This is a genomic window from Roseateles sp. (assembly GCF_049240545.1).
Lineage (GTDB): Bacteria > Pseudomonadota > Gammaproteobacteria > Burkholderiales > Burkholderiaceae_C > Paucibacter_A.
On sequence record NZ_JBMLSK010000107.1, the window covers coordinates 1 to 24088 of the forward strand.

24 protein-coding genes are annotated in these 24088 nt (G+C 61.5%); 16 read left to right on the forward strand and 8 right to left on the reverse strand.

What is annotated here, in order from left to right:
* Nucleotides 1-758: DnaA ATPase domain-containing protein (locus ACOVRJ_RS06995; protein ID WP_422043296.1), on the reverse strand; the 758-nt coding region annotated here is incomplete at its 3' end.
* Between the two features lie 642 nt (nt 759-1400).
* Here ACOVRJ_RS06995 and rpmH point away from each other — a divergent pair.
* From rpmH to mnmE, 5 genes are all read left to right on the forward strand, one after another.
* Nucleotides 1401-1535: a 50S ribosomal protein L34 gene (gene rpmH / locus ACOVRJ_RS07000; protein ID WP_054021782.1), complete on the forward strand. Its 135-nt coding sequence runs from the start codon at nt 1401-1403 to the stop codon at nt 1533-1535.
* 19 nt (nt 1536-1554) lie between these two features.
* Nucleotides 1555-2019 carry a ribonuclease P protein component gene (locus ACOVRJ_RS07005; protein ID WP_339596624.1) on the forward strand — a complete coding sequence of 155 codons (465 nt, stop codon included), beginning with the start codon at nt 1555-1557 and terminating at the stop codon, nt 2017-2019.
* Between the two features lie 33 nt (nt 2020-2052).
* Nucleotides 2053-2349 (forward strand): membrane protein insertion efficiency factor YidD, encoded by a 297-nt coding sequence (yidD, locus tag ACOVRJ_RS07010; RefSeq protein ID WP_422043297.1) that lies wholly within the window; start codon nt 2053-2055, stop codon nt 2347-2349.
* A complete protein-coding gene (gene yidC, locus ACOVRJ_RS07015; protein ID WP_422043166.1) occupies nt 2346-4064 on the forward strand; it encodes a membrane protein insertase YidC in 1719 nt (572 codons plus the stop codon). The genes yidD and yidC overlap by 4 nt, the downstream gene beginning before the upstream one ends.
* A gap of 270 nt (nt 4065-4334) precedes the next feature.
* Complete coding sequence (gene mnmE / locus ACOVRJ_RS07020) at nt 4335-5711, forward strand: tRNA uridine-5-carboxymethylaminomethyl(34) synthesis GTPase MnmE (RefSeq protein WP_422043167.1); 1377 nt, start codon at nt 4335-4337, stop codon at nt 5709-5711.
* Nucleotides 5712-5733: 22 nt separating this feature from the next.
* Here mnmE and ACOVRJ_RS07025 read toward each other — a convergent pair whose 3' ends face one another.
* The 3 genes from ACOVRJ_RS07025 to ACOVRJ_RS07035 all read right to left on the reverse strand — a co-directional run bounded on the left by ACOVRJ_RS07025 (nt 5734) and on the right by ACOVRJ_RS07035 (nt 8196).
* Nucleotides 5734-5967 carry a TIGR03643 family protein gene (locus tag ACOVRJ_RS07025; protein WP_263538364.1) on the reverse strand — a complete coding sequence of 78 codons (234 nt, stop codon included), beginning with the start codon at nt 5965-5967 and terminating at the stop codon, nt 5734-5736.
* A 22-nt stretch (nt 5968-5989) separates the two neighbouring features.
* Entirely contained in the window at nt 5990-6538 is a 549-nt protein-coding gene (locus ACOVRJ_RS07030; RefSeq protein WP_422043168.1) for an adenine phosphoribosyltransferase, read from the reverse strand.
* Between the two features lie 119 nt (nt 6539-6657).
* The gene (locus ACOVRJ_RS07035; protein WP_422043169.1) at nt 6658-8196 is read right to left on the reverse strand and encodes a diguanylate cyclase domain-containing protein; all 1539 of its coding nucleotides are present in this window, start codon (nt 8194-8196) and stop codon (nt 6658-6660) included.
* Nucleotides 8197-8395: 199 nt separating this feature from the next.
* On the opposite strand from ACOVRJ_RS07035, the gene gshA reads away from it, so the two are divergent.
* The gene (gene gshA, locus ACOVRJ_RS07040; RefSeq protein WP_422043170.1) at nt 8396-9949 is read left to right on the forward strand and encodes a glutamate--cysteine ligase; all 1554 of its coding nucleotides are present in this window, start codon (nt 8396-8398) and stop codon (nt 9947-9949) included.
* On the opposite strand, the gene ACOVRJ_RS07045 is transcribed toward gshA, so the two are convergent.
* Genes ACOVRJ_RS07045 through ACOVRJ_RS07055 form a run of 3 tightly spaced genes read right to left on the reverse strand, consistent with a single transcriptional unit; the run spans nt 9950 to nt 11298 of the window.
* A complete protein-coding gene (locus ACOVRJ_RS07045; protein ID WP_422043171.1) occupies nt 9950-10513 on the reverse strand; it encodes a DUF2939 domain-containing protein in 564 nt (187 codons plus the stop codon). It abuts the gene before it with no gap.
* Between the two features lie 26 nt (nt 10514-10539).
* Entirely contained in the window at nt 10540-10890 is a 351-nt protein-coding gene (locus ACOVRJ_RS07050; protein ID WP_422043172.1) for a DUF3147 family protein, read from the reverse strand.
* Between the two features lie 15 nt (nt 10891-10905).
* Nucleotides 10906-11298 carry a GNAT family N-acetyltransferase gene (locus ACOVRJ_RS07055; protein WP_422043173.1) on the reverse strand — a complete coding sequence of 131 codons (393 nt, stop codon included), beginning with the start codon at nt 11296-11298 and terminating at the stop codon, nt 10906-10908.
* A gap of 475 nt (nt 11299-11773) precedes the next feature.
* Between ACOVRJ_RS07055 and ACOVRJ_RS07060 the strand changes: the two genes are divergently transcribed.
* Both ACOVRJ_RS07060 and ACOVRJ_RS07065 read left to right on the forward strand, forming a co-directional pair.
* Nucleotides 11774-12397 carry a DUF2242 domain-containing protein gene (locus tag ACOVRJ_RS07060; protein ID WP_422043174.1) on the forward strand — a complete coding sequence of 208 codons (624 nt, stop codon included), beginning with the start codon at nt 11774-11776 and terminating at the stop codon, nt 12395-12397.
* 113 nt (nt 12398-12510) lie between these two features.
* Nucleotides 12511-12771 carry a hypothetical protein gene (locus ACOVRJ_RS07065; protein WP_422043175.1) on the forward strand — a complete coding sequence of 87 codons (261 nt, stop codon included), beginning with the start codon at nt 12511-12513 and terminating at the stop codon, nt 12769-12771.
* Between the two features lie 13 nt (nt 12772-12784).
* Here the strand turns inward: ACOVRJ_RS07065 and ACOVRJ_RS07070 are convergent, their stop codons facing one another.
* Nucleotides 12785-13582: a CHAP domain-containing protein gene (locus ACOVRJ_RS07070; protein WP_422043176.1), complete on the reverse strand. Its 798-nt coding sequence runs from the start codon at nt 13580-13582 to the stop codon at nt 12785-12787.
* 162 nt (nt 13583-13744) lie between these two features.
* Between ACOVRJ_RS07070 and ACOVRJ_RS07075 the strand changes: the two genes are divergently transcribed.
* The 8 genes from ACOVRJ_RS07075 (at nt 13745) to ACOVRJ_RS07110 (ending at nt 24023) form a co-directional block, all read left to right on the forward strand.
* Nucleotides 13745-16000, forward strand: a complete 2256-nt coding sequence (locus ACOVRJ_RS07075) for a helicase-related protein (RefSeq protein ID WP_422043177.1) — start codon at nt 13745-13747, stop codon at nt 15998-16000.
* A 222-nt stretch (nt 16001-16222) separates the two neighbouring features.
* Complete coding sequence (locus ACOVRJ_RS07080; protein ID WP_422043178.1) at nt 16223-16939, forward strand: class I SAM-dependent methyltransferase; 717 nt, start codon at nt 16223-16225, stop codon at nt 16937-16939.
* Nucleotides 16940-17334: 395 nt separating this feature from the next.
* Entirely contained in the window at nt 17335-18453 is a 1119-nt protein-coding gene (locus ACOVRJ_RS07085; RefSeq protein ID WP_422043179.1) for a 6-pyruvoyl trahydropterin synthase family protein, read from the forward strand.
* Complete coding sequence (gene queE, locus ACOVRJ_RS07090; protein WP_422043180.1) at nt 18450-19085, forward strand: 7-carboxy-7-deazaguanine synthase; 636 nt, start codon at nt 18450-18452, stop codon at nt 19083-19085. The genes ACOVRJ_RS07085 and queE overlap by 4 nt, the downstream gene beginning before the upstream one ends.
* 499 nt (nt 19086-19584) lie before the next feature.
* On the forward strand, nt 19585-21909 hold the full coding sequence (locus tag ACOVRJ_RS07095) for an alkaline phosphatase D family protein (protein ID WP_422043181.1): 2325 nt from the start codon (nt 19585-19587) through the stop codon (nt 21907-21909).
* Between the two features lie 450 nt (nt 21910-22359).
* Complete coding sequence (locus tag ACOVRJ_RS07100) at nt 22360-22686, forward strand: nucleotide pyrophosphohydrolase (RefSeq protein ID WP_422043182.1); 327 nt, start codon at nt 22360-22362, stop codon at nt 22684-22686.
* Entirely contained in the window at nt 22683-23357 is a 675-nt protein-coding gene (locus tag ACOVRJ_RS07105; RefSeq protein ID WP_422043183.1) for a PolC-type DNA polymerase III, read from the forward strand. The genes ACOVRJ_RS07100 and ACOVRJ_RS07105 overlap by 4 nt, the downstream gene beginning before the upstream one ends.
* A gap of 147 nt (nt 23358-23504) precedes the next feature.
* Complete coding sequence (locus ACOVRJ_RS07110; RefSeq protein WP_263538390.1) at nt 23505-24023, forward strand: GNAT family N-acetyltransferase; 519 nt, start codon at nt 23505-23507, stop codon at nt 24021-24023.
* The last annotated feature ends 65 nt before the right edge of the window (nt 24024-24088 follow it).

A 24088-nucleotide genomic window follows, 5' to 3' on the forward strand; every position in this document is an offset into this window, starting at 1 on the left:
TCAAAGGTCTTGCGCTGGTAGTTCTTCACCACGTCGGAGATGAACTGCTCGGCGTGCAGATAGAGCACGCGCGCATCGGGCTTGTCCTTCAGCAGGGCGTTGCCCACGGCGTGGATCAAATGGGTCTTGCCCAGACCAACGCCGCCGTAGATGAACAGCGGGTTGTACATCGCGCCCGGTGCGCCGGCCACGTGCAGGGCGGCGGTGCGCGCCATCTGATTGGCGCGACCGGGGACGAGGTTGTCAAAGGTCAGCGCACTGTTGATGCGGTGGCGGCTGGCGCTCGGCGGCAGGGAGCTGGGGGCAGCGCTCGCCGCGCCCTGGACTTGGATAGCCGCCGCCGAATTTGCGGCAGGTGTGGCACCAGCCGCGACCGGCGCCGAAGCCGCTGGGGCCGCCGCAACCGGCCGCAGGCCGTTGTGCAGCACCTGGCCCACCGGCATCGGCTGGTTGGCCGGGGGCAAGTTAGGCGACGTTCGGCTCAAGGGCTCGCGGGCGGCCAGCGCCAGCTCCAAACGGGCCGGTTTGCCAGACAACTCGGTCAAGATGGCCTCGATGCGGCCGGCGTACTGGTTGCGGATCCAATCCAGCTTGAAGCGATTGGGCACCCGCAGGGCAATGACCAAGACTTCGGCCCCGCCTGCATCGGACACGGTGGCCGGCGGCAAAGGACGAATCCAGGTGTTGAATTGTTGTTCGGGCAGTTCGGCCGCCAACCTCTCGCAGCCGCGCTGCCAAAGGTCCCCGCCCAGGTCCATGGCCGCCGAAGCGGCGCTGTGATCGAGTGCGTGGGGGTTCAGTCCGTCTGCGCCAAGCATGTCTGCGCTCATTGTGGAAAACTTGTTCTAGAGCGGCTGGATTGTACGGACATCCGGCCACCAAACCCTGAGTTATCCACAGATTTTTTAATAGGGTCAAGCCCCTGAAAACACCAATGGCCGATCGCTGAGCATTGACCGATCGCAAAATCTTTGGTGTAATCGCGGGTTTTCCGGACGCTGGATATAGCGGAGTATGGATGTTTGGCCAAGGCCAGCGGGTGAAATACCACCTCGCAGGGTTTGACAGGCACCTGTCCACGCAACACTGGTGAGTCAGCCGCACGGGCTTCGAGCTGTGACTTGTTCACAGGCGAGCGTGCAAATGGCCCGCAGGTGTTTGTGAACGCATAGAACACATAGACGGCACCCCGGCGCGGCACACATCAGTGGCCGTCGACGCCTGAATCGGCTGAGAGCTTTGTCTCCAACCCTTTGCAGGCCCGACGCCCCAGGTGCGAACCGCAAACGCGCCCAACAGCGCAAATCGTTTTGCACCCGGCGACTGATCGCCAACAACCGCTAAAGCGTCACTTCCGACGTCCTTAGACCTTCGCTAGCATTTCCCAAGAGGGCCTCATCATGAAACGCACTTATCAAGCCTCCAAGACCCGTCGCGCCCGTACCCACGGTTTCCTGGTTCGCATGAAGACTCGCGGTGGCCGCGCAGTCATCGCCGCGCGCCGCGCCAAGGGCCGCAAGCGCCTGGCTGTCTAAGCTTAGACACCACAGAATCATGATCGGCCGCATCGTGCGATCGGCCGACTTTGAACGCGTGCTGGCTCGCTCCAGCCGCGTGCGCAGCAGTCATTTTGCGGTGCATCACCTCGCCGCCACACCCAGTGTGGCCAGCAAGCCCGCCAAGGTCTTATCCACCGAAGCAGGCGAGTTATCAACAGGCGATGCACAAGTCACCCACAAGCCTGTGGATGACACGCTACCCGACGCTTGCTGGCTGGGTGCCATCGTGCCCAAACGCCACGCCAAGCGCTCGGTGACTCGCTCGCTGCTGAAGCGCCAGATCCGTGCTGCATTTGCGACACAACCCGACTTGCCTCCCGGCTTGTGGGTGGTGCGTTTGCGCTCGCCTTTTGATCGCAAGCTATTTCCCAGCGCTGCTTCGGACGCGCTGCGCGCTGCTGCGCACGCCGAATTGGCGCAATTGGTCGGCCGGCTGGTGGCGCCTCGCGCCAAGCCCTGACTCCGCCGCCTCGCCATGAACCCCCGCCTGTCAATCGCCCAACGCGTGCTGATTGGCTTGGTGCGCGGCTACCGTTTGCTACTGAGCCCCTGGCTCGGCGCCTCTTGCCGTTTTGAGCCGACCTGTTCGGTTTATTCGATCGAGGCTTTGCAACGCCATGGCGCAGCGGCCGGCAGCTATCTGACCGTGCACAGAATTCTGCGTTGCAACCCGTTTTGCGAAGGCGGCCATGACGGCGTGCCCGACAATGCGCCCGGCTTGTTCACCCGACTTGGGTGCGTGCCGAAAGCAACATCTCCTCGACCCTCCAATCCAGAAGCCTCCTCATGACTGATATACGCCGCACCGTGCTGTGGGTGGTGTTCACCATGTCCCTCGTCCTGCTGTGGGACGGCTGGCAAAAGCACACCGGGCACCCGTCCATGTTCAGCCCTCCGGCACCCAAGCCGGTCGCTCAGGCCGCCTCGGGCACAAACCCAGGTGCGGGCGTTCCGACGGCGAGCGCCTTGCCAGGCGTCGCTGGCACCGCGACACCTGCGCCGGTCGTGGCGACGACCGGCGAGGCCATTCACATCAAGACCGATGTCATGGATGTCACGCTGAGCACCCTGGGTGGCGACGTCACCCTTGTGGAGTTGCCGCATTACCTGACCGGTCCTGAGCCGGGTCTGTTTGACCCCATCCTGCAGGCGGTTGGCATCAAGGAAAAGAAGGCCATTCCGCAAACCCCCGTGCGCGTCTTGGACAACGCCGGCCACAGTTACAAGGCCCAGACGGGTTTGCTGGGCGGTCAGGCCGGCCCGCTGCCCAACCACAACACGCTGATGGTCGTCACCACGGCTGAGCGCGAGTTGAAAGACGGCGCCAATGAGCTGATCGTGCGCCTGGAGTCCCCGGAGCAGGGCGGCGTCAAGTACGTCAAGACCTTCACCTTCAAGCGCGGCGACTATGTCATTGGCGTCAAGCATGAAGTCATCAACGTGGGCGCGGCTGCACTGACGCCGCAGGTCTATGTGCAACTGGTGCGTGACGGTGTTGCCACGCCGGGCGGCACCGCCTTCACCGGCACCTTCACCGGCCCGGCGACCTACACCGAGAAGGCCAAGTTCCAGAAGGTGGACTTTGCCGATATCGAGAAAGACAAGGTCTCCATCGACAAGACCGCCGACAACGGCTGGGTGGCCATGGTTCAGCATTACTTCGCCAGCGCTTGGTTGCACACCGGCACCGCGCCGCGCGAGTTCTTTGCCACCAAGGTGAAGGGGGCAGTTCCCTCCCAATACGCTGTTGGCATGGTCTTCACCCTGCCGGCAGTGGCCCCTGGAGCCAGCGTCACCAAAGAAGACCAGCTCTTCGTGGGTCCGCAAGAAGAAGTCAAACTCGCCGCACTGGCCCCGGGCCTGGAGCTGGTCAAGGACTACGGCATCTTTGCCATCTTGGCCAAGCCGCTGTTCTGGCTGCTGGAGAAGCTGCATGCCATCCTGGGCAACTGGGGCTGGGCCATCATCGCCTTGGTCGTGCTGCTGAAGATCGCCTTCTACTGGCTGAACGCCAGCGCTTACAAGAGCATGGCGAAGATGAAGGCCGTCGGCCCCAAGGTCCAAGCCTTGCGCGAGCGCCTGAAGGACAAACCGCAAGAGATGCAGCAAGAAATGATGCGCATCTACCGCGAAGAGAAGGTCAACCCGATCGGCGGCTGCCTGCCCATCTTCTTGCAGATGCCTTTCTTCATGGGTCTGTACTGGGTCTTGTTGTCCACCGTTGAGATGCGCGGCGCGCCCTGGCTGGGTTGGATTACCGACCTTTCAGCCAAGGATCCTTACTTCATCCTGCCGCTGTTGATGACGGCCTCCAGCCTGTTCCAGGTCTGGCTGAACCCGACACCTCCAGATCCGATGCAAGCCAAGATGATGTGGATCATGCCGCTGGCTTTCAGCTTCATGTTCTTCATCTTCCCCTCGGGCTTGGTGCTGTACTGGCTGGTCAACAACATCTTGTCGATTGCCCAGCAGTGGTTCATCAACAAGAAGCTAGGCGTCCAATAGACGAAAACTGCGCCAGTCGCGTAGTAATTCACAAAGCCCTCAAGCCCCCCGTGCTTGGGGGCTTTTTTCTTGGTCGAAGTAGGACTTAAATCGAGCCATGCGGGGTAGAAGTGATTCGCAGACGGCTCAAAGCAACTGTTTGACCGACTGGCGAGCCGGGCCCGAGTTCCAGGTTCATGCGAGCGCTGGATCCTCGCCTCCCCCGCGCCATTCATGCAGCAGCACTCGACCTGAGTCCTGCCTCGTCCAGCATCGGTGAAAATCCTCGCCATGCTGTCACGCCACCAAGATCCCATTGCCGCCATCGCCACCGCCCCTGGACGCGGGGCCGTTGGCATCGTGCGGGTCTCCTCCCCGCAAGACCTGACCCCCTTGGTCGAAGCAATTTGCGAACGTGCGCTGCGCGCCCGTGAGGCGACTTATCTGCCCTTTCGCGATGCGGCCGGCGTGGCCATCGACCAAGGTCTGGCCCTGCTATTCCCCGCGCCGCATTCCTACACCGGCGAACATGTGCTGGAGCTGCAGGCGCACGGCGGCCCGGTGGTGCTGCAACTGCTGCTGGCGCGCTGCTTGGAGGCCGGCGCCGAGCTGAAGCTTCGTCTGGCCGAGCCGGGTGAGTTCACGCAGCGCGCGTTTCTGAATGGCAAGTTGGATCTGGCCCAGGCCGAGGCCGTCAGCGACCTGATCGATGCCAGCACCGAGGCCGCGGCACGCAGCGCCGGGCGTGCGCTGGCGGGCGCGCTCTCGCATGAGGTGGGCGAACTGCGCGATGCGCTGATCAAGCTGCGCATGTTGGTGGAAGCCACGCTGGACTTTCCCGAGGAGGAAATCGACTTCTTGCAGCAAGCCGATGCGCTTGGTCGGCTGGCCCGTTTGCAAGAACGACTCGAAACCGTGCTGGACCGCACCCAGCAAGGCGCGCTCTTGCGCGAAGGCATCAAGGTGGTCTTGGCCGGGCAACCGAATGTGGGCAAGAGCTCGCTGCTGAACGCCTTGGCCGGCGCCGAGCTGGCCATCGTCACCCCCATCGCCGGCACCACCCGCGACAAGGTCAGCCAGACGATTCAGATCGAAGGCGTGCCGCTGCACATCAGCGATACCGCCGGCCTGCGCGACACCGAGGATGAAGTCGAGCGCATCGGCGTGGCGCGCAGCTGGGAAGCCATTGAGGATGCCGATGTGCTGCTGTTCATGCACGATCTGACGCGCCTGGGCCAGGCCGAGTACGAAGCCGAGGACAAGCTGATTTCGGCGCGCTTGGCGCAAGTGCCGCCCGAGCGCATCGTGCAGGTCTTCAACAAGGCCGATGCGGCCCACACGCACAACTTGCCCGAGGGCGCTTTGCAGATGTCAGCCAAATCTGGCGCGGGCCTGTCTGAGTTGCGCCAGCGCTTGCTGCGACAGGTCGGCTGGCATGCCACGCCAGAAGGCGTTTTCATCGCGCGAGAGCGCCATGTCCAAGCGCTCAAGCGCACCCGCGAGCATTTGTCGCAAGCGATGGCGGTGGCGCATTTGCAACCACCGGCGCTGGACTTGTTGGCGGAAGAGCTGCGCCTGTCTCACGACGCGCTGGGCGAGATCACCGGCGCCTTCTCGGTCGACGATTTGCTCGGCGAGATCTTCAGCAAATTCTGTATCGGCAAGTGAGGCTCGGCCTTGCTCCGAGCGATCAACGCCCGTGCGGGAAGGTCGACTTGGCGGTGGGCTTCTTCACGCCCTTGCCCTGGGCGACCCACATCTTGTAGGCGGCCGGGGTCAGCTCGCGCTTCATCAGCTGCACCAGTTCACCCTCGCCCAAAGCGTGTTGCAAGAACACCTTCCGGAAGGGCGGCGTGTCTTCCCAAGCCGTCTTGATGATGGCTTGGATTTGCTCGGGGCTGAGGCGGGGGATTGTTTTGGCCATGGCTCAATTGTCCGTCAAAGCGTCAATGGCCCTCAAACTCGAGCAAGGTAAACAGCGGCAGGCCGGCCGCCCGCAGCTTGGCGGAGCCGCCCAACTCGGGCAGGTCGACGATGCACGCGCCTTCGATCACCTCGGCGCCCAAGCGCTGCAAGAGCTTGGCGCCGGCCATCATGGTGCCGCCGGTGGCGATCAAATCATCGATCAACACCACCCGGTCGCCGGGTTTGACGGCGTCGGTGTGCATCTCCACCGTGGCGCTGCCGTATTCCAGCTCATAACTCTCTTCCACCGTGGTGAAGGGCAGCTTGCCTTTCTTGCGGATGGGCACAAAGCCCAGGCCCAACTCATAGGCTAGCACCGAGCCGATGATGAAGCCGCGCGCATCCAGCCCGGCAATCGCTGTCGGCCGGGCATCAAAGTAGCGATGCACAAACTGATCGATCAGCACCCGGAACACCCGTGGGTTAGAGAGCAGCGGCGTGATGTCGCGGAACTGCACGCCGGGTGCCGGCCAATCGGGCACGGTGCGGATATGGCTGCGGATGTAGTCGGCGGGGCTGATTGTGGGCATGGAGGAGGGCTCGCTGAAACTGGGGCCGCTGAATCGCGGTAAGACCGCTGCGACGAATAGCAATCATCGTAGCGGCTTGCACCGCAGCCCACCGTGCTGCCGACCCTGGCCCGGCGGCCTCAGGCCGCCAGTTCGCTGCTGACCATGCGGGCACGCCCACCCTGCTTGGCGGCATAAAGGGCAGCATCGGCCCGCTCCAGCAAGCGCAAGCCGGTCGTTTCTGTGTCGGCAACGCAAGCTGCGACGCCAATGCTCAAGCTGATATGCCGGCGCATCGGTGCGGCTTCATGGGGAATGGCCGCTAGACGCACACTGTCCAGGCAACGTTGGGCGACCACTTGTGCCTCGGCCAGATCACACTCGGCCAGCAAGATGACAAACTCTTCACCACCATAACGGCACACCGCGTCGGAGCTGCGGCCGGCGCAGGCGCGCAGCAGTTCTGCCACCCGACGCAAGCAGTCATCACCGGCCACATGGCCGTAGCGGTCATTGAAGAGCTTGAAATGATCGATGTCGACCATGATGCAAGCCAGAGGGTGAGCATGGCGTGCGCTGCGCTGCCACTCTTGTTGCAAGAGCTGATCAAAGGAGCGGCGATTGCCCACGCCGGTCAGACCGTCGGTGACCGATTGGCGGGCCAGCAGGGCGTTGACCTCTTTCAGTTCGGTCTCGTGGCGTTTGCGCTCGCTCAGATCGGTGATGATGCAAACGAAACGATGGGTGGTTTCGGTTTTGACCTCGGCCACACTGAGTTGCAGGGTCAGGTCTTGCCCGTCACGGTGCCTCGCACTCAGCTCCTGCGGCCGGCCCAACAAGGCGACCGGATTCAAGCGTTCACCCGCCCAGAGGCCAAAGAGCAGATCAATATGACTGCCCTGCAACTCGGCCGCGCTGAAGCCGAACAGCGCTTCAGCGGCCGGGTTCAACTCCAAGACATGGCCATCGGCATCCAAAGTCAACACGCCATTCGGCGTGGCGCGAACGAAAGCCATCAAATGCGCTTTGCTGGCCGCCAATCGCTGCTGTTCTCGCACCAGATCACTCACATCCATCCGCACACCAATGGTGCCGCCCGACTGCAGCGGCCGCTCGTAGACCCGAATCCAGCGGTCGCTGGGAAGCTGAAGGTGTTGCAAGATCGGCTCGGCCGAGGCCAAGCTGCGGAGCTGGCGCGCGGCCATACGCTCGGCCAGCCACTCCTCCTCGCGGCCCACGGCGCCGGGCACACACCCCCGACTGATGGATTTGCGCACCAAGTCCTCGAAACGAACCCCGACCTTGATCTCCGCCTGCATATGGGGGTAGATCTGCAGCAACTGGGGGTTGAAAGCCACCAGCCGGTCGGACGCATCAAAGATCTCAACACTGGCCGGCAATGCGGCGATCGCTTCATCCAAGCTGGCACGCACTTGTGCCGCATTGCGTTGGGCACGACGAAGCGCTTGCAAGCCCAGCACAGCGGTGAGCAGCGTCATCAACAAAGCCGCGCATGCCAGGCCTGCAGCCCATCCAGCGACTGCACCGGAAGCGAGCCAAGAGCCGCGAATCACCAACACGAGCAAGGCCAGCATCGAAGCCAAGCTGGCGCCCAGGGCCACGCCCAGCGCTGCAGAGGTGCCGGAGAACCCGGGCAAGGTGGAAGAGGCTTCTTTCATGGCCGCGCAGGCTATCGCAGCGGCTTGCGCGGCGACCATACCCCCCAAAAGAGGGATGGCTCCGCAGGCTAGAAGACCGGCGGGGACCTCCGGCTCGGCAAGGTCGGCGGGCCATTGTTTCAGCCCCGCCCAAGACAGGTTTAGCCTCCGTCTGTTACCGTGCGGCCTTAGAAATTGTTGGTTAATTGGAACAAAACGAATGAGCGAAGAAAACAAGCGCGCCCAAGCAGCCGCCCTCGCCGTCACCCCGGACGATTTGCGAGGCATTCGCCGTGGGATCGAAAAAGAAAGCCTGCGCGCCCGACCGAATGGCATGCTGGCGCTGACGCCGCACCCGGCCGCGCTGGGCTCGGCCCTGACGCACCCGCACATCACCACCGATTACAGCGAGTCGCAGGTCGAGTTGATCACGGGCGTGCACAGCAGCGTCGAAGCCTGCTTGCAAGAGTTGACCGAGGTGCACCAAGGCGTTTACCGGGTGCTGGACCAGCAAAGCTGCGGCCAAGAAGCCGAGCGCCTGTGGGTCGGCTCCATGCCCTGCGGCCTGCCCACCGACGAGACCATTCCGCTGGGGCGTTATGGCAAGTCGAATGTGGGGCGCTCCAAAAGCGTCTATCGCATGGGCTTGGGCCAACGCTATGGCCGGCGCATGCAGACGATTTCGGGCATCCACTACAACTGGTCTTTGCCGGGAGTCAGCAGCGAACAATATTTCTCGCTGATTCGCAACTTCCGCCGCCACTCCTTCGTCCTGCTCTACCTGTTTGGCGCCTCGCCGGCCCTGTGTTCCAGCTTTGTGGAAGGGCGCCGTCATGAGCTGAAGGCGCTGGGCGGCCACACGTTCTACATGCCTTATGGAACCTCGCTGCGCATGGGCCGTTTGGGCTATCAAAGCGATGCCCAGTCTTCGCTGGCGGTCAGCTACAACTGTTTGGACAGTTATGCCGACTCACTGCATGAAGCGCTGACGCGGCCCTATCCGGCCTATGAAGCGATTGGCGTGCGCAACCCCGGTGGCGACTACAACCAGCTCAGCACCAGCTTGCTGCAGATCGAAAACGAGTTCTACGGCACCATCCGCCCCAAGCGCGTGATTCAAGCGGGCGAGCGCCCCTTGCATGCGCTGCGTGAACGCGGCGTTGAGTACGTTGAAGTGCGCTGCATGGACTTGGACCCCTTTGTGCCGGTAGGCATCAATGCGCAGACGATTCGCTTCCTCGACCTGTTCTTGCTGCATTGCTTGTTGACCGACAGCCCGCCGGACACCCCGGCCGAGATCGCCGCGCTGGCCGAAAACCAGCACCTGGTCGCGGCACGCGGCCGCGAGCCCGGCTTGAAGTTGATGCGGGCCGATGGCAGCCAAACCCTGCTGAGCGACTGGGCGGCGGAGCTGCTGGCGCAATGTGCGCCCATGGCCCGCATGCTGGACGAAGCCCAAGGCGGCACGGCCCATGCCGAAGCCCTGGCCGCCGCCAAGCGCACGCTGGCCAATCCGAACAGCACCCCCTCGGCCCGTGTGCTGCGTGCCATGGCCCAGGATTTTGACGACAGCTATATCGACTTCCTGCGCCAGCAGTCCGAGCAGACCCGCAAGACGCTGATGGACCTGCCCTATAGCGAAGCACAAGCCCAGCGCTTCAAGGCCCAGGCCGAGGCCTCCTTGGTCGAGCAGGCGCGCATCGAAGCGGCAGAGACCTTGCCCTTCGATGAGTACCTGAGGCAATACCTGTCCCCCGCGCGCATGCAGGTTTGATCAGGGCAGGCGCAATTCCGTCAAACGCCAGCTGAACAGGCCCTGGCGACTCAAGACCAGGTCAATCGGGTCTTCGTCTTCGCCGGCTTGGCGGACGCTGAACACAAAGCGGTTCAAGCCCTCGTAGCGCATCTGAGTCTCCAGCCGCTTAGACGGCTCCGCATCGGACTTGTCAGCGCCCTGTGGCTTCAACAGCGCTTGAGCCGGCTTTTGCCCGCGCAACAAACGCGCCAGGCTGTCGGGCGTGATCAAGGCATCCACCATGGGCCCCAACAGGGCGCCGGCCACTGCAGCCCCCATCAGCGAGGCCGGCGTCGGTTGGCCCTGCGCATTCTGTCGGGCCAAGGCCAGGCGCTGATGCACCCCGCTTTTTAAGTTGGCCCGCAAGGCCGGAAAGTCGATCCACTCAGCCAGCCGCTCGCCCTCGTGCGCAGCCGCCGCGGCTTGCATGCGCTGCAGGGTCAAGTAAGGGCTCAGGTACAGCGCGAGTACGGCCACCACCAGGCAAGAAGCTCCAGCCACCAGCGCCCAGCGCCGCTTCCATAACATCGACATCGAACTCATCAGCCTTCTCTCCAAGCCTGCGCCTCTCAAAGCAAATGAATGTCAAAGCGGCGCAGCAGCAGGGCAAAGGCCGCAAAACACAGCACCGTGATCAGCACACTGAGGGCCAGACTGAGCCAGATGCCCAAGCGCGGCAACAGCGCCGGGAAGGCCAGAAACATCGGCAGCGTCGGGATCACATACCAAAAGGTGTAGCGCGCATGGTTGGCGATCTTGTCCATGGGCTGCTTCTCAACATACAGCCAGATCAAGGCCAGCAGCGTCACCAAGGGCAAAGCCGCGATCAGGCCGCCCAATTTGTCACTGCGTTTGGCGAACTCCGAAACGGCCACCACCACGCCAGCGGTCAGCAGATACTTGATGATCAACCAAGCCATGGCGAAGACCTTTGGTCAGGCACAGTGCGGACGCTGCAAGGTGTAGAACACTTCCACAGCGTCCTTCATCTCGCCGCGTGTCCAGCCCTTGGCCTGATAGAAGCGATCGGCCCGGGTGTTGGCCTCGGTGCCTAAGGTCACTTGCGCGTGGCCCAGGCTGAACAACCAGTCAACCGCCAATTGAAGCAAGGGGCCACCCGCACCCAGGCCCTCTTTGTCGGGATGCACAAACAAGGCCCAGATCGAAGCATCGGCCTTGGCGGCGTAAGAGAAAGCAATCACCACGCCGTCTTGCTCACACACCCAGCCACGACCCAGCACTTCGAGATAGTCCTCGTACATCTGCACGGTCACCCGCGCCGGGTTGTTGAGCTTGTTTTCTCGCACCGCCAGGCGGATCGTCGACATGGCGGGGATATCGGCGCGAGTCGCCTGACGAAACTGAAGCGGCATGGCCTGGAGCTTTTCTTGAAAAATGGCAGTGCCTGCATTGTGCGGCAGGTGCCGAATCGCCTCAGCTCAGTGAGAAAAGAGCGATGGTCTTCTTGCTCGCATCACGAACCACATCGGCCGTTTGGTCCACCAATTCGCCTGCGCGAATGCATGGTGAACTCCCCTTTTTTGTAGTGGTCGGATGGGTGATCTTTCGTGTCAGTTGCTAGACAAAGCCCAAAGCCGGACAGCCCCCCTCAACCCTCATGTGGTGTGCGCCGAGTTGATACAGCGAGCGGTCGATTCACGCACGGCAGATCGCCCGCCACCGATGAGCGCCGACCCGAGCCCTGGACACTTGCCTCGATAATGCAGCTCCTACAGACTTTTTGATAGCAAGCCTGGGCACTCTGTACCGACGTATGCCCCTGTGGCAGCCGACTCTCTGACCATGATGACCGGAACCGCCAGACTCTTTCCTCTTCTGACCCTGAGTTGCTGCATCGCTGCTGCGCTGATGCTGGGGGCTTGCAGCAGCCTCAAGACTCCGTTTTCGAGCACAGAGAAAGCTGCACCCAAATCCCAGGTCTATCTGAACGAGAACTTCCAGGCCGATGAGACGTTCTCACGCCTGTTTGACGGCGGCGTGGAAGACACCTGCGAAGCCGCGCGGCGCGCCCTGCTGAGCCAGGGCTATCTGATCAGCGACCTGCCAGACAAAAGCCGAGTCAATGGCCGCAAACGCTTCCAACCCGAGGGCGAGGTGCATGTGGAGATCAACTTCAATGTGGTCTGCGTGCCCGATGGTCAAAAAGATCGCCTGACCACGGTCTTCGTTTCAGCACTGCAAGACCGCTACTCGCTGAAGAAAAGCCCGAACTCCACCAGCATCGGGGTCAGCGCGATCGGCTCGATCTCGCTGCCCTTGTCATCTTCGGATGATGCTCTGGTCAAGGTGGCCTCCGAGACCATTCCAGCGGGCGCCTTTTACGACCGCTTCTTTGCCTTGATGCTGCGCTTGGTGAGTGAGCGCGCGTCGGACAAGTCCGGCTCGGCCGCGAACTTGGGCGGGTGACTTTCGACAGCTCCTTGCTCTTGGCCGATAGTCGGGCGACTCTTCACCTTGCACCGCCTGGATCCAACCTGATCACCATTGAGGCGCTCCTGACCCACTGACCGCCCCTCGCCATGACAAGCAAGCTCTCCTTCTCTCGCTCGGTCTCTCTGTCGCTGCTGACTCTTTCACTCGCAGCGCTGCTGCCCACGCTGAGCGGCTGCTCCTTGTTGTACGACGTGGGCCAAGAACATGCCCGGGATCAATGCGAGAAGCTGAGCGTGATGGCCGAACGCAATGCATGCCTGAAAAGCAATCGAGAAAGCTATGAGGACTATGAGAAGCGTCGCCAGCAACTGAAACAAGGCACTGACAGCAGCAAGCCCGCGCCCTGATAGGACAGCCCGCTCAGGCCACACCGCTGTAGTCGATATAGCCCTTGTTGATCTCGCTCACTCGGCGCACCAGTGCATAGACACCGCCGCCTTCGCGGGTCCGGCTCGCATCGGTATTGCCCTCAATGGTGTTCAACAAACCCCCGCTGACCGACACGATCAGGCCGGTGTGCCCCAAGCCCTTGCCATGGTCCATGATGAAGAGCATGCCGGGGCGCAAGAGCCCCGGATTGGCCTGCGCGGCCCCGGCCGCGATCAGCTTGGCGCCGCGAGCTGGCGCATCCTGCCAATGCTTGAGGCAACCGCCGGTCTTCACCATCGGGTTGCGCCGCCCTAGCTGGGTGGAGGCCTGCTGGAAGCACCAGTAGGTAAAGGCGCAGCACCAGGAAAATCCGCCGCCCAGCCCGACGCTGGCCAGGTATTTCTCAACATCCGGCCCGCGATTGGAATTGGTGGGTTGCTCGCGCACCGGACGATCCAGCTCAAAGCGGGCCACTTTGATGACCTCGGCCAACAGCGGGTCGATGGCCGTGGCGGCTTGCGGCACGCTTTGCTGGCCGAACAAGACCGACCAGGTGATGGCGCCGACTTCGCCGTCTTGCTTCAGCGGGCGGCCTTCGGGGTCCACATGGCGAGCCTGGAAGAGCTTGACCACCTGACGCATCTTGGCGCCAAAAGTGCCCTCGCTCTCATCGAGCCGCAGACTTGGCTCGTTAGCCAGGCTCAGAACCCGGTTGAGTTGGGCCTTCAGCGCTTTGACGATGGAGGCATCGGATTCACCGGCCTTGATCGTGTGTCCAGGAAACAGCATGGCAGCAACCTCGCTTCCTTCATGCCCGTGCCGAGTGTGGCGCAAGCTTGGCCGCCAGTGTGCGGACAAGCGCCTTGCGCCGACATCCCTAGGACCGTGATCAAAACCTGTTGGCGCCACCTCCGGCCGCAGCCGCACCGGCGGCTGTGTTCCACTTGCGGCGTGAGTGAAACAAAAAAAGAAACCCCTTTGAACCCGGCCGCCAGCCCCAAAGCCGCGCCGGCCCTGCCCAACCCCCGCCATCTGCAACGTCTGCCCGCCGGGGTTGACGCTGAAATGCTGCTGCGCGTGCGTCAAGCCGCTTACCAGCTACCCCAGGTCAGCACGCCCGAAGACTTTGGCGAGGACGAAGACGCCAAGCGCCAAGAAGAGCGCATGGACAAGCTGGGCTTGATCCTGCTGCAAAAAGCGGTGCCGGGTGCAAGGCCCAGCCGTTGGATTGCGCCGGACTTGATCCGCGTGGCGCTGAGCCATCTGGATGTGATCGGCACTGCGCCGGCCGTGCGCGCCTTGATGCAACAAAGACTCGGTCAGCTGGAGGCCGCTGGCATCAGCCGCTTTGGCCTGCGCTGGGAGCGTTTGTGCAGTCAGGCCTTGAAGCTCTCGCAAGCGGGCTGGACGGTGCCGGTAGCTTTTCGCGTGGAGTTGGAGGCGAGCGCGGTCTGGGACTATTTCAGAGACGGCGACATGACCGCTCTGCAAGCCGCCCTCGGCCCGCAAGCGCCTTATGCCCATGCCGATGAACTGCTGAGTCACCTGGAGAGCTTGCTGGCGCGCAGCGCCTCGGGCCACAGCGAGCATCTGGACTCTTTGCTGCCGCGCTTGCAAGCCGAATGCGCCACGCCGCAAGCCTTGCCGGAACTGAAGGCCGGCTGCACCCGCGCTCAAGACCGCTGGGAGCGTCGCGTCGCCGAATTGAATGCCCTGGCCGGCCTGAACAGCGAGTTGGCTTTCCAAGGCTATCCCGATACCTTTGACACCGCCCGAAATCTGCAGCGCTCGGTGACGCTTTACGTCGGCCCGCCCAACAGCGGCAAGACCCATGCGGCCTTTGAGCGCCTGGCGCAAGCGCATGACGGTGCTTATCTGGCGCCGCTGCGGCTGCTGGCTTTGGAAGGACGCGACCGCTTGGTCGGACGCGGTGTGCCTTGCTCGCTGCTGACCGGCGAGGAGAACGTGCCGGCCGATGATGCGCGCGTGGTCTCCAGCACCATCGAGATGGTCAACACCACCCGGCCTATCGACGTGGCGGTGATCGACGAAGCGCAGATGCTGTTTGATCTGTACCGTGGCTGGGCTTGGACCCAGGCCATCGTGGCGGTGCCGGCCAATGAGTTGATCATCATTTGCTCGGCCTATGCGGTGCCGACGATTGAAAACCTCTTAGGTCTATGCGGTGAGCGCTGCACGGTCAAGCATTTCGAGCGCAAGCAAGAGGTGCAGTTGCTGCCCGCGCCGGTGCCGATTGCCAGCCTGAAGAAGGGCGACGCGGTGGTGGCCTTCAGCCGCCGCGAGGTGTTGATGTTGCGCGACCAGATTGCCGCCGCCGGTCATCCGGTCTCGGTGATTTACGGCGCTTTGCCGCCGGAGGTGCGGCGCCGCGAGGCCGAACGTTTTGCCAATGGGGCCAGCCATATTCTGGTCGCCACCGATGCCATCGGCATGGGCTTGAACCTGCCGATTCGGCGCGTGCTCTTCAGCACCATGAGCAAGTTCGACGGTCAGGGCGACCGGGAGTTGACGGTGTCTGAAGTGCACCAGATTGCCGGTCGGGCAGGACGTTATGGCATGCACGATGAGGGCTTTTGCGGCGTGCTGCGCGAAGCCGAACCCAAGGCCGCGCGTATCCTGAAAGAGCTGCTGCCCAAGACGCCGCGCGCACCGCGCGACTTCAAGGCCGCCGTGGCGCCCAATTGGTGGCATGTCAGCACCATTGCCAACCGCCTCGGGCTGACGCAGTTGCGCGCGGTGCTGGGGGTCTTTATGGATCAGCTGCGTCTGGACGATGCTCACTTCGCGGTGGCCGAACTGGAGCAAATGTTGGAGCTGGCCGATGAACTGGACCGCAGCGCCAAGGGCTTGGGACTGAAGCAGCGCTTTATCTATGCACAAGCGCCGGTGGACACCCGCACCGATGCCCAGGTGCAGCAGTTCCTGGACTGGACGCATCGCCACGCTTTGACCGGCAGCGCCGGCTCGCCCTGGTTCTTGCAAGATGTGGATGAACACAGCCGCCTGGACCGCATGGAGCAGGCGCTGCGGTCCTGCACCTTGTGGCTGTGGCTGGATCTGCGCTTCCCCGGCGTTTACGGCCAGGTGGAGGCGGTGGTGGATTTGCGCAGCCGCTTGAACGACGGCATCGAGCGCCACCTCAAGGGCAAAAAGCCTTTGTGGCAGACACGCGGCGGGCGTCGCTGAGCTGGGCTTTCTCCGCCGCCGCAAGCCAGGCCCTACACTGGGCTGGAGCAAGGCCGTGCGTTGGAGCCCCGCCTTGCCAGCCCGTCTTGCCTCCGAGCATGCCTCTTGTGTTCGCGCCGCCCCGGCGCTGCACCCGACCATTCCCGTGCCGCATTGCGCCGATTGAAGGACCTCGTTGCGGGCTTGCGTGCCCAAAACGCGGGAACCCGCAAGGGAATGGTCATGCCTGGATATCTCTTCAAACAAGAGAGCATCGCCATCGCCGGCGTCGCCGATTTGATGATTCGCTCGCTGCTGGACAAGCAGCAGTTTGCCGACCCGCTGGGCGAGGCGGAGTCCTTGGGCATCTCCTCCGCTGCCTGGCCCTTGTTCGGCCTGCTCTGGCCTTCAGGCTTGCATTTGGCCGAGTTGATGGCCAAGCGGGCCATGGTGGTCGATGAAAGCATTTTGGAGATTGGTTGCGGCCTGGGTCTGGCCAGCTTGGTCAGCCACCGACGCGGCGGCTTGGTCACCGCCAGCGATTGCCATCCCCTGGCCGGCAGTTTCTTGCTGGAGAACCTGCGCTTGAATGATTTGCCGCCGCTGCGTTACTGCCACGGCAATTGGGCTAAGAAGGTGGAAGGCCAGGCGGTGAGCGGCCGTGTGCCGTCGGTACAGGGTCGCTTCGACCTGATCATTGGCAGCGATGTGCTTTATGAGCGCGATGAAGAAGGGCTCTTGGCGGCCTTCATCGCCAAACATGCAATGCCAGCCAGCCAAGTGATGATCATCGACCCAGATCGGGGCAACCGCGCCGCCTTCAGCAAGCGCATGGCCGCCTTGGGCTACAGCCTGCAAGACAGCCCCATCAAGACCTCGGCCAGCGCCGAAGCCCTGGCCTACAAAGGCCGTTTGCTGCATTACACCCGCAGCCACAGCGGGCAGATTCATCGCTGCTGAGGGCCGGAGGAACGCCGCTCCAGCCTGTGTATAAGTTTGTGGATGAATCTTGAATAACCAAGAGCTTGTCCACAGGCCAAGGCAAGAACGGCAAGTTGTTCAGTTTGGTGCTTCCAGTTCAAGGTCTTTGGCACACAAGCTTTCAGAGCCGCCAAGTGCTTGAATTCAGACGGAAAAACTGCCTTGTCCACAAAAACAGCCTGCCCCTATTACAACCACTATCTTTCTAAATCTAAATTCTTAAAAAGGAAGAGAGAGGTGGTTTGGGGCCCTTGTGAACTCAAACCCTGCTTTGCTGGGAGATAGCCGTGCCAATGCCGCTGCTGCGCACGAAGTGGGCGCTTCATGTCACACTCTTGCCCCACGCACCCGCCTGATGCCGGTGTTGGAACCCCTTGAAGACAAGCACCCAACAACCCACGATTTACTCTGCCTCTTGCGGCTTTGAGTCTGCCTGCCAGATCTCGGCCCTGCCTGAAGGCCACCGCAGCCGCGGCCTGCATGGCCACAGCTATTTCGCCACCATCCGCGCCCATTTACCCGAAGGCTGGGCGCCGTTTCCCGGCGCCGAGGTGGAAGAACTGCGCCGTCGTCTGGAAGCCTGCGTGGCGCCGCTGGACCATGCGCTGCTGAACGCCTCCATCGCCGAGCCCACCGACGAAAACATTGCGCGCTGGATCAAGCATCGCCTGGAACAGGAGTTCGGCGTGCCCGGCATTCAGCAGGTGGGCATTCAAAGCACACAGCATTCCGGCGTAGATCTCGACGCTGATGGCATGGCCCATGTGTGGCGGCGTTATCGCTTCCAGGCCGCGCACCGCCTGCCCAATGTGCCGGCCGGCCACAAATGCGGCCGCATGCATGGCCATGGCTTTGAGGTGATTGTTCATGCCAACCAGGATTTGGGTGAGCGCGATCTGAGCGTGGACTACGACCATCTGGACGAGGTCTGGGCGCCTTTCCACATGCAGCTGAACTATCACTGCTTGAATGAGATCGAAGGGCTGAGCAATCCGACCAGCGAGGTGATCTCGGCCTGGTTGTGGGCGCGCATGAAGCCGCAGCTGCCCGAGCTGTCGTGGCTGACCGTTTACGAGACCGGCTCTTGCGGCGCCAATTTCGATGGCCAGCATTACCGCATCTGGAAGGAGCTGACGCTGGACAGCGCGATCCAGCTCAAGCGCGCGCCGAATGAACATCCGCTGCGCGGCATCCATGGTCACACCTACACCTTGCGTCTGCACCTGAGTGCGGAGTTGGATCAGCTGATGGGTTGGACAGTGGACTTCGGCGATGTCAAAACCCAGTTCGATCCGATCTTCAAGGCGATTGACCACCGGCCGCTGTTCGAAATTGCCGATCTGCCGGATGGCGACACGGCCAGTCTTTCGGCCTGGATCTTGGCCAAGGGCCGGGCGGTGCTGCCGCAGTTGGACCGGGTTGATATGTACGAGACGCGTGGCTGCGGATCCATTGTCTGCGCCGATGTGGAAGGGCCGGTGATTCCCGTATGACTTACGCTGTCAAGGAAATGTTCTACACCTTGCAAGGCGAGGGCGCCCAGGCCGGCCGGGCCTCGGTGTTCTGCCGTTTTGCCGGTTGCAATTTGTGGAACGGCCGCGAGGAAGACCGGGCCAACGCGGTCTGCAATTTCTGCGATACCGATTTCATCGGCACCGATGGCGAAGGCGGCGGCAAGTTTGCCGACGCTGAAGCACTGGCTTCAGCGATTGCATCCAAATGGCCGCAAGGCCAGCCCGGCAAGCCCTATGTGGTGTGCACCGGCGGCGAGCCGCTTTTGCAGTTGGACAAGGCTTTGATCGACGCCTTGCATGCGCGAAGTTTTGAGATTGCGGTCGAGACCAATGGCACGCAAGCCGCGCCCGAAGGCCTGGACTGGATTTGCGTCAGCCCCAAGGCCGATGCCGAGATCGTCTTGACCCGTGGCCATGAGTTGAAGCTGGTGTTTCCTCAGCCCTTGGCGCGCCCCGAGCGCTTTGCCGCCATGGACTTCCAGCATTTCTTCTTGCAGCCCATGGACAGCGTGTTGAAGACTCAACACACCCGCGAGGCCGTGGCCTACTGCATGGACCATCCGCAGTGGCGTTTGTCGGTGCAGATGCACAAGGTGATTGGCATCGCTTGACGGCAAGCCAAGCGAGTCAGCTTGGCTCGCCATCGCGTCCTTTTTGCTTAGCGCCAAGCAAGGCCGTCCGGTAGCCTTCACAGTGGCACTGAATTTGACCGACCATGCAAGCTCGCGATCCTTGCCGACGTACGGCACGGTGGTTCACCCTCCATCTCAGATTTCGCCATGCTGTTTTGTGACGCCTTGACGACTGAAAGTGTCTTTTTCATCAGTCGGGTGAGCAGCGACTGAGAGCCTGTCGAAATGACAATCCAGCCCACTTTTCATGCACCTTTGAAAACAAGCCAATAGCGCTGTCCTTTTTCTAGGTTCAGGACTCTAATTGCCGAGGTTTCGTCGGTGACAGGCGACAAGCTCATGGCTTTCACGGGTCGAGTCCTCGTCTTCTGTTTGCACAATCAATCGCTCTTGTTGAGCACTGTTTCATCGGTGTTTGACGGGAAGCTCCGGCAATCGATCGGAGCTCCTATGTGTTTGACAAAAAGGAGACACCCTCATGGATAGACGCAGCTTTTTGCGCAAATCGGTCGTTCAAGCCGGTGCTTTGATCACGGCTTCATCGGCGCTCACCGGCCTCAGCGGTTGCATGGGCAATGACAACGGCTCCGGGATCGAACCCATGCCGCCGACCTTCCCCGGCAGCAGCACCGCTTTGCCCGACACAGCCCCTGCCAAAGGCGCGTTCAAGTTCCCGCAGAGCGTGGCCTCCGGTGACCCGAAAAGCGATGGCGCCCTGCTGTGGACACGGGTGGTGCCGGCCTCGGCCGATGATGTGGTTACGGCGAGCACCGACGCTAACTTCCAAGTCAAGCTGCGCATCAGCAGCACCGACAACTCGGCCTTGCTGGGCGGCAATACCGCCTTGAGTGGCACGGTCGATAGCGAAGTGGATGTGCCGGTTTACGCCTTCTACGACAACACCCTGCGCCACAAGATCAGCGGCCTCAAGCCCGCCACTGTCTACTACTACCAGTTCACTGCGGGCGACAGCCGCTCCAAGGTTGGCCGCTTCAAGACCGCACCGGCAAACGATGCGGATATCGACAAGCTGAAATTCGCTTTCATGACCTGCCAGGATTGGAGCGTCAATCACTGGGCCGGCATGAGCAGCCTGGCCAAGGAAGACCTGGACTTCATCGTCCACCTGGGCGACTACATCTACGAAGCCGTTGGGGCTGCTTATCAGATTGGTACGGTCGAGGCGGCACATCCGACTTTGGTACTGCCCAATGGGGCCGCGCTGGCGGATGGCGGCAAGTACGCCAACACCTTGATGGACTATCGCTTTCTGTACAAGCGTTACCGCAGCGACCCCCGTTTGCAGGCTTTGCATGAACGCTTTGCCTTTGTGGCGGTCTGGGATGACCACGAGTTCTCCGATGACTGCTGGCAAGACCGCCAGACCTACGACGACGGCTCTTATGACGCCGCCAAGGGCGGGGACAATGTGGCGCAACCCAGCCGCCGCCGCTCGGCCAGCCAGGCTTGGTTTGAGTTCATGCCGGCTGAAGTCAGCTTCAGCTTGGATACAAGTTCAGGCATCAACAATATTCGCATCTACCGCGACCTGAAGTTCGGGAAGCTGATGCATTTGGTGATGACCGACCAGCGCCTCTACCGCGCCGATCACCTGATCCCCGAGGCCGCACCTAACCCCTCCACCGGTCAGGCCTTGGGCGAAATCGGGTCACGCTATATGGTCCCCGAAGCGACCTTGGCTGCAGTTGAGAAGCAAAAGATCGACGTCGCGAACTCCTTCGCGCTGGCGGACAAGCTGACCCTGGTCAGCATCTTGGGCACCAGCCAGCGCGCCTGGTGGAAAGACACCATGAAGTCCTCCACTGCCTTGTGGAAGATCTGGGGCAATGAAACCTCGCTGCTGAAGATGAGTGTGAATGGCGCTGCGCTGCCCACCGCACCGGCCGATCTGAAGACTCGCTTCATCTTGAATGCCGACCAATGGGACGGTTACAACGGTGAGCGCAAGGACTTGATGGCGCACCTGAGCAGCAACAAGATCAGCAATGTGGTGGCCATCACCGGCGACTTGCATGCCTTCTTTGCCGGCGAGGTGATGGACGATTACACCGCCGCCACGCCAACCCCGGTGATGGTGGATCTGGTCTCCTCGGGCATCTCCAGCAACTCCTTCTTCAGCTACTTTGTCAGCGCCGCGGCCAATCCAGCGTTTGCGCCGGTCAAGCCCTTGGTGTTGATCGATGAAGTGGCGGCCGAAGGCATTGCGATCCAGATGCTGTCGGCGGCCATCGCCATGGCTTCTGGCGTCACCGATCTCAGCAACACGGCAGCAGTCCAAGCTGCGGTAGTTGCAGCGATTGGTGCGGGAAGAATCCCGGCTGCGGCCGTTCGCCCGACGGCAGGACTCAGCACCACGCCGATCAATACCTTTGACGAAACGCTGATGGGCACCATGGGCGCCACCATTGCCAACACCAATGCCGCCTTGGCTGGGGCCAGCAGATCGGTGCCGGCCATGACCCTGTATGGCTTGATCGCCCAGAACCTGGCCACGGCCTTGGGCATCCCGGTCGCCTCGGTGCCTGCCGCTGAAGTGGTCAAGCGCATGAACCCGTTTGCGAATTCGACCAGCGGTGTCGCACCCGCCATCAACAACCCGTGGATTCGCCATGCTGACACCAATGCGCAGGGCTATGCGGTGGTCACGGTGAGCAAGACCGAGTTGGTTTGCGACTTCAACAAGATTGCACCCTTGAACGCCGGCGTGGCGCCCACAACGCCTATTGCTTCGGTCAAGCGTGTGCGCGTGCCAGTGGGCAAAGCACAAGTCACTGTGGGTTGACGTCATCCAAACCAGCAAGGCGCTTTGAGAGGCCTTGCCAGGGCTGCAATCAGCATCATTGAGAAGGGGAGCCTTGAGCTCCCCTTTTTTTCGTCTGTACAAGGCCTGAAATGCTTGGAGTCCCAGGGTCTGCATAGCCTTGATGCGCTGTCAAGGAACAAGGCTGTGGATAAAAAAAGTACAAGAAGGGGCTTATCCACAGGCCAAGAGCAAAAGCTGGACTTGTTATCGGTTCAGCACTTTGCAAACCCGGGTTCCGCCCACATGGTTTTCTAAGCCTCAAGTCTTTGAACTGAAAAGGAAAAAATGGCTTATCCACAGGAAAGGGTCGCCTCTACTAAGACTACCAATTTTAAAAATTACATTGCTATGAATAAGAAGCCGGATCACTTTTTTTGAAACTGCACACTCGGGCCCGCAGGTGCTTTGGACATGCCACACTTGCGGCCCATGGACATAGCAACTTTGCAAAAGCGGCTGCGTGCGTTCGCCGCTGAGCGCAACTGGCAGCCTTATCAAACGCCCAAAAACCTGGCCATGGCCATGGTGGTGGAAGCTGCCGAGCTGGTCGAAATCTTTCAATGGCTGACCCCCGAAGAATCGCAGCAGCTTCAAAGCGACCCGGCCAAGCATCAGCATTTGGGAGAAGAGATCGCCGACGTGATGCTTTACCTTTTGCAGATTGCTGACCACAGCGGAGTGGACCTGGAAGCTGCTCTCGAGCGAAAGCTGGCCTTGAACGCCATCAAGCATCCGGTTCCCCAAGCGACGCAATGAGCAGCAAACAAACCATTGCCGTGATCGACTTTGAGACCTCGGGCCTAGGACCCACAGCAGGAGGTCGAGCCACCGAGATTGCCGCGGTGCTGGTGCACGATGGGCAAATCGTTGATTCATTTCAAAGCCTGATGAAGACCGGTGTCTGGGTGCCACCCTTCATTCAAGCCCTGACCGGCATCAGCAATGAAATGCTGGCCACAGCGCCGCCCGCACATCAAGTGATGCGCGAATTGGCGAGCTTCACCCGCGGCTTACCGCTGGTGGCGCATAACGCTTCGTTTGATCGAGGCTTTTGGCAGGCGGAAATGAATCTTGCCGCTTGTGAGCCCGATCCGGCGCATGAGTTTGCTTGCACGGTGCTCTTGTCGCGGCGCCTCTACCCGGAAGCACCCAATTGCAAGCTCGGCAGCCTGGCGCAGTTTCATGCTTTGCCAGACACCGGTCGTGCCCACCGAGCCTTGGCCGATGCCAGCACCACAGCGCATCTATTGCTGAGAATTCAAGACGATGTGTCGCGGCGCTTTGAAAACGAGTTGCAAGGCATGGCGGTAAGTCATCGCTTGCTGAACAAGCTGCAACGCAGCAGCAAGACGGCCTTGAAACGTTGCATTCAAGACTTCTGCTTGGCCCAAGAAAGACAAGAAGAGGGTCAAAAAGCAGCCGCTTGAGCCGGTTCAGCGCTCGGGTGGGGCCTGATTGGTGCGATTGGCGCCCGATCCGGCTGAGCAAAATATCGCGCTGTCAAGCGCCGATGCGGCCCGCTTTGACGCGCAAAATACCGCCCTTCCGTTCGTGTCCCCATAGAGTTTCTTTGTATGTCGAGTATTCAGGTTCGCCCCGCCACACTGCGTGATGCCAAAGTCATTGCAGAAATTCATGTCGCGGCTTGGCAAGACGCCTACAAGGGTTTGTTGCCCGACTCCGCGCTGGACGCGCTGTCGGTTCAGAAGCGCCAGGCTTTTTGGCGTGAAGCCATCGATTTGTGCGAGCCCCAGGTTGTGGTGGCTCATCTCGACAATGAAGTGATGGGTTTTGTCGGCTTCGACCGTTCGCGCGACAAAGGCACGCCGTCCAGCACCGGCGAGATCTGGGCCATGTACGCCAACCCGATTCATTGGGACAAGGGCGTGGGTCTGGCCTTGTGGGATGCCGCCCGCGACGGCCTGCAAGAAGAAGGCTGCACCAAGGTCACCTTGTGGACCTATCTGCGCAATGAACGCGCACTGCGTTTCTTTGAGTTGGCCGGCTTCAAGCGCGAGCTGGGCAGCGCCAAGACCACCGAAGTGGCCGGCACCCGTTTGGAAGAGCTGCGTTTGCATCGCTCCCTGGTCTGATCGTTCAGTCCCTCGTATTTGGCCGAGAACAACGGCCGCCAAAGAAACCGTGAGCCCTTGGGCTG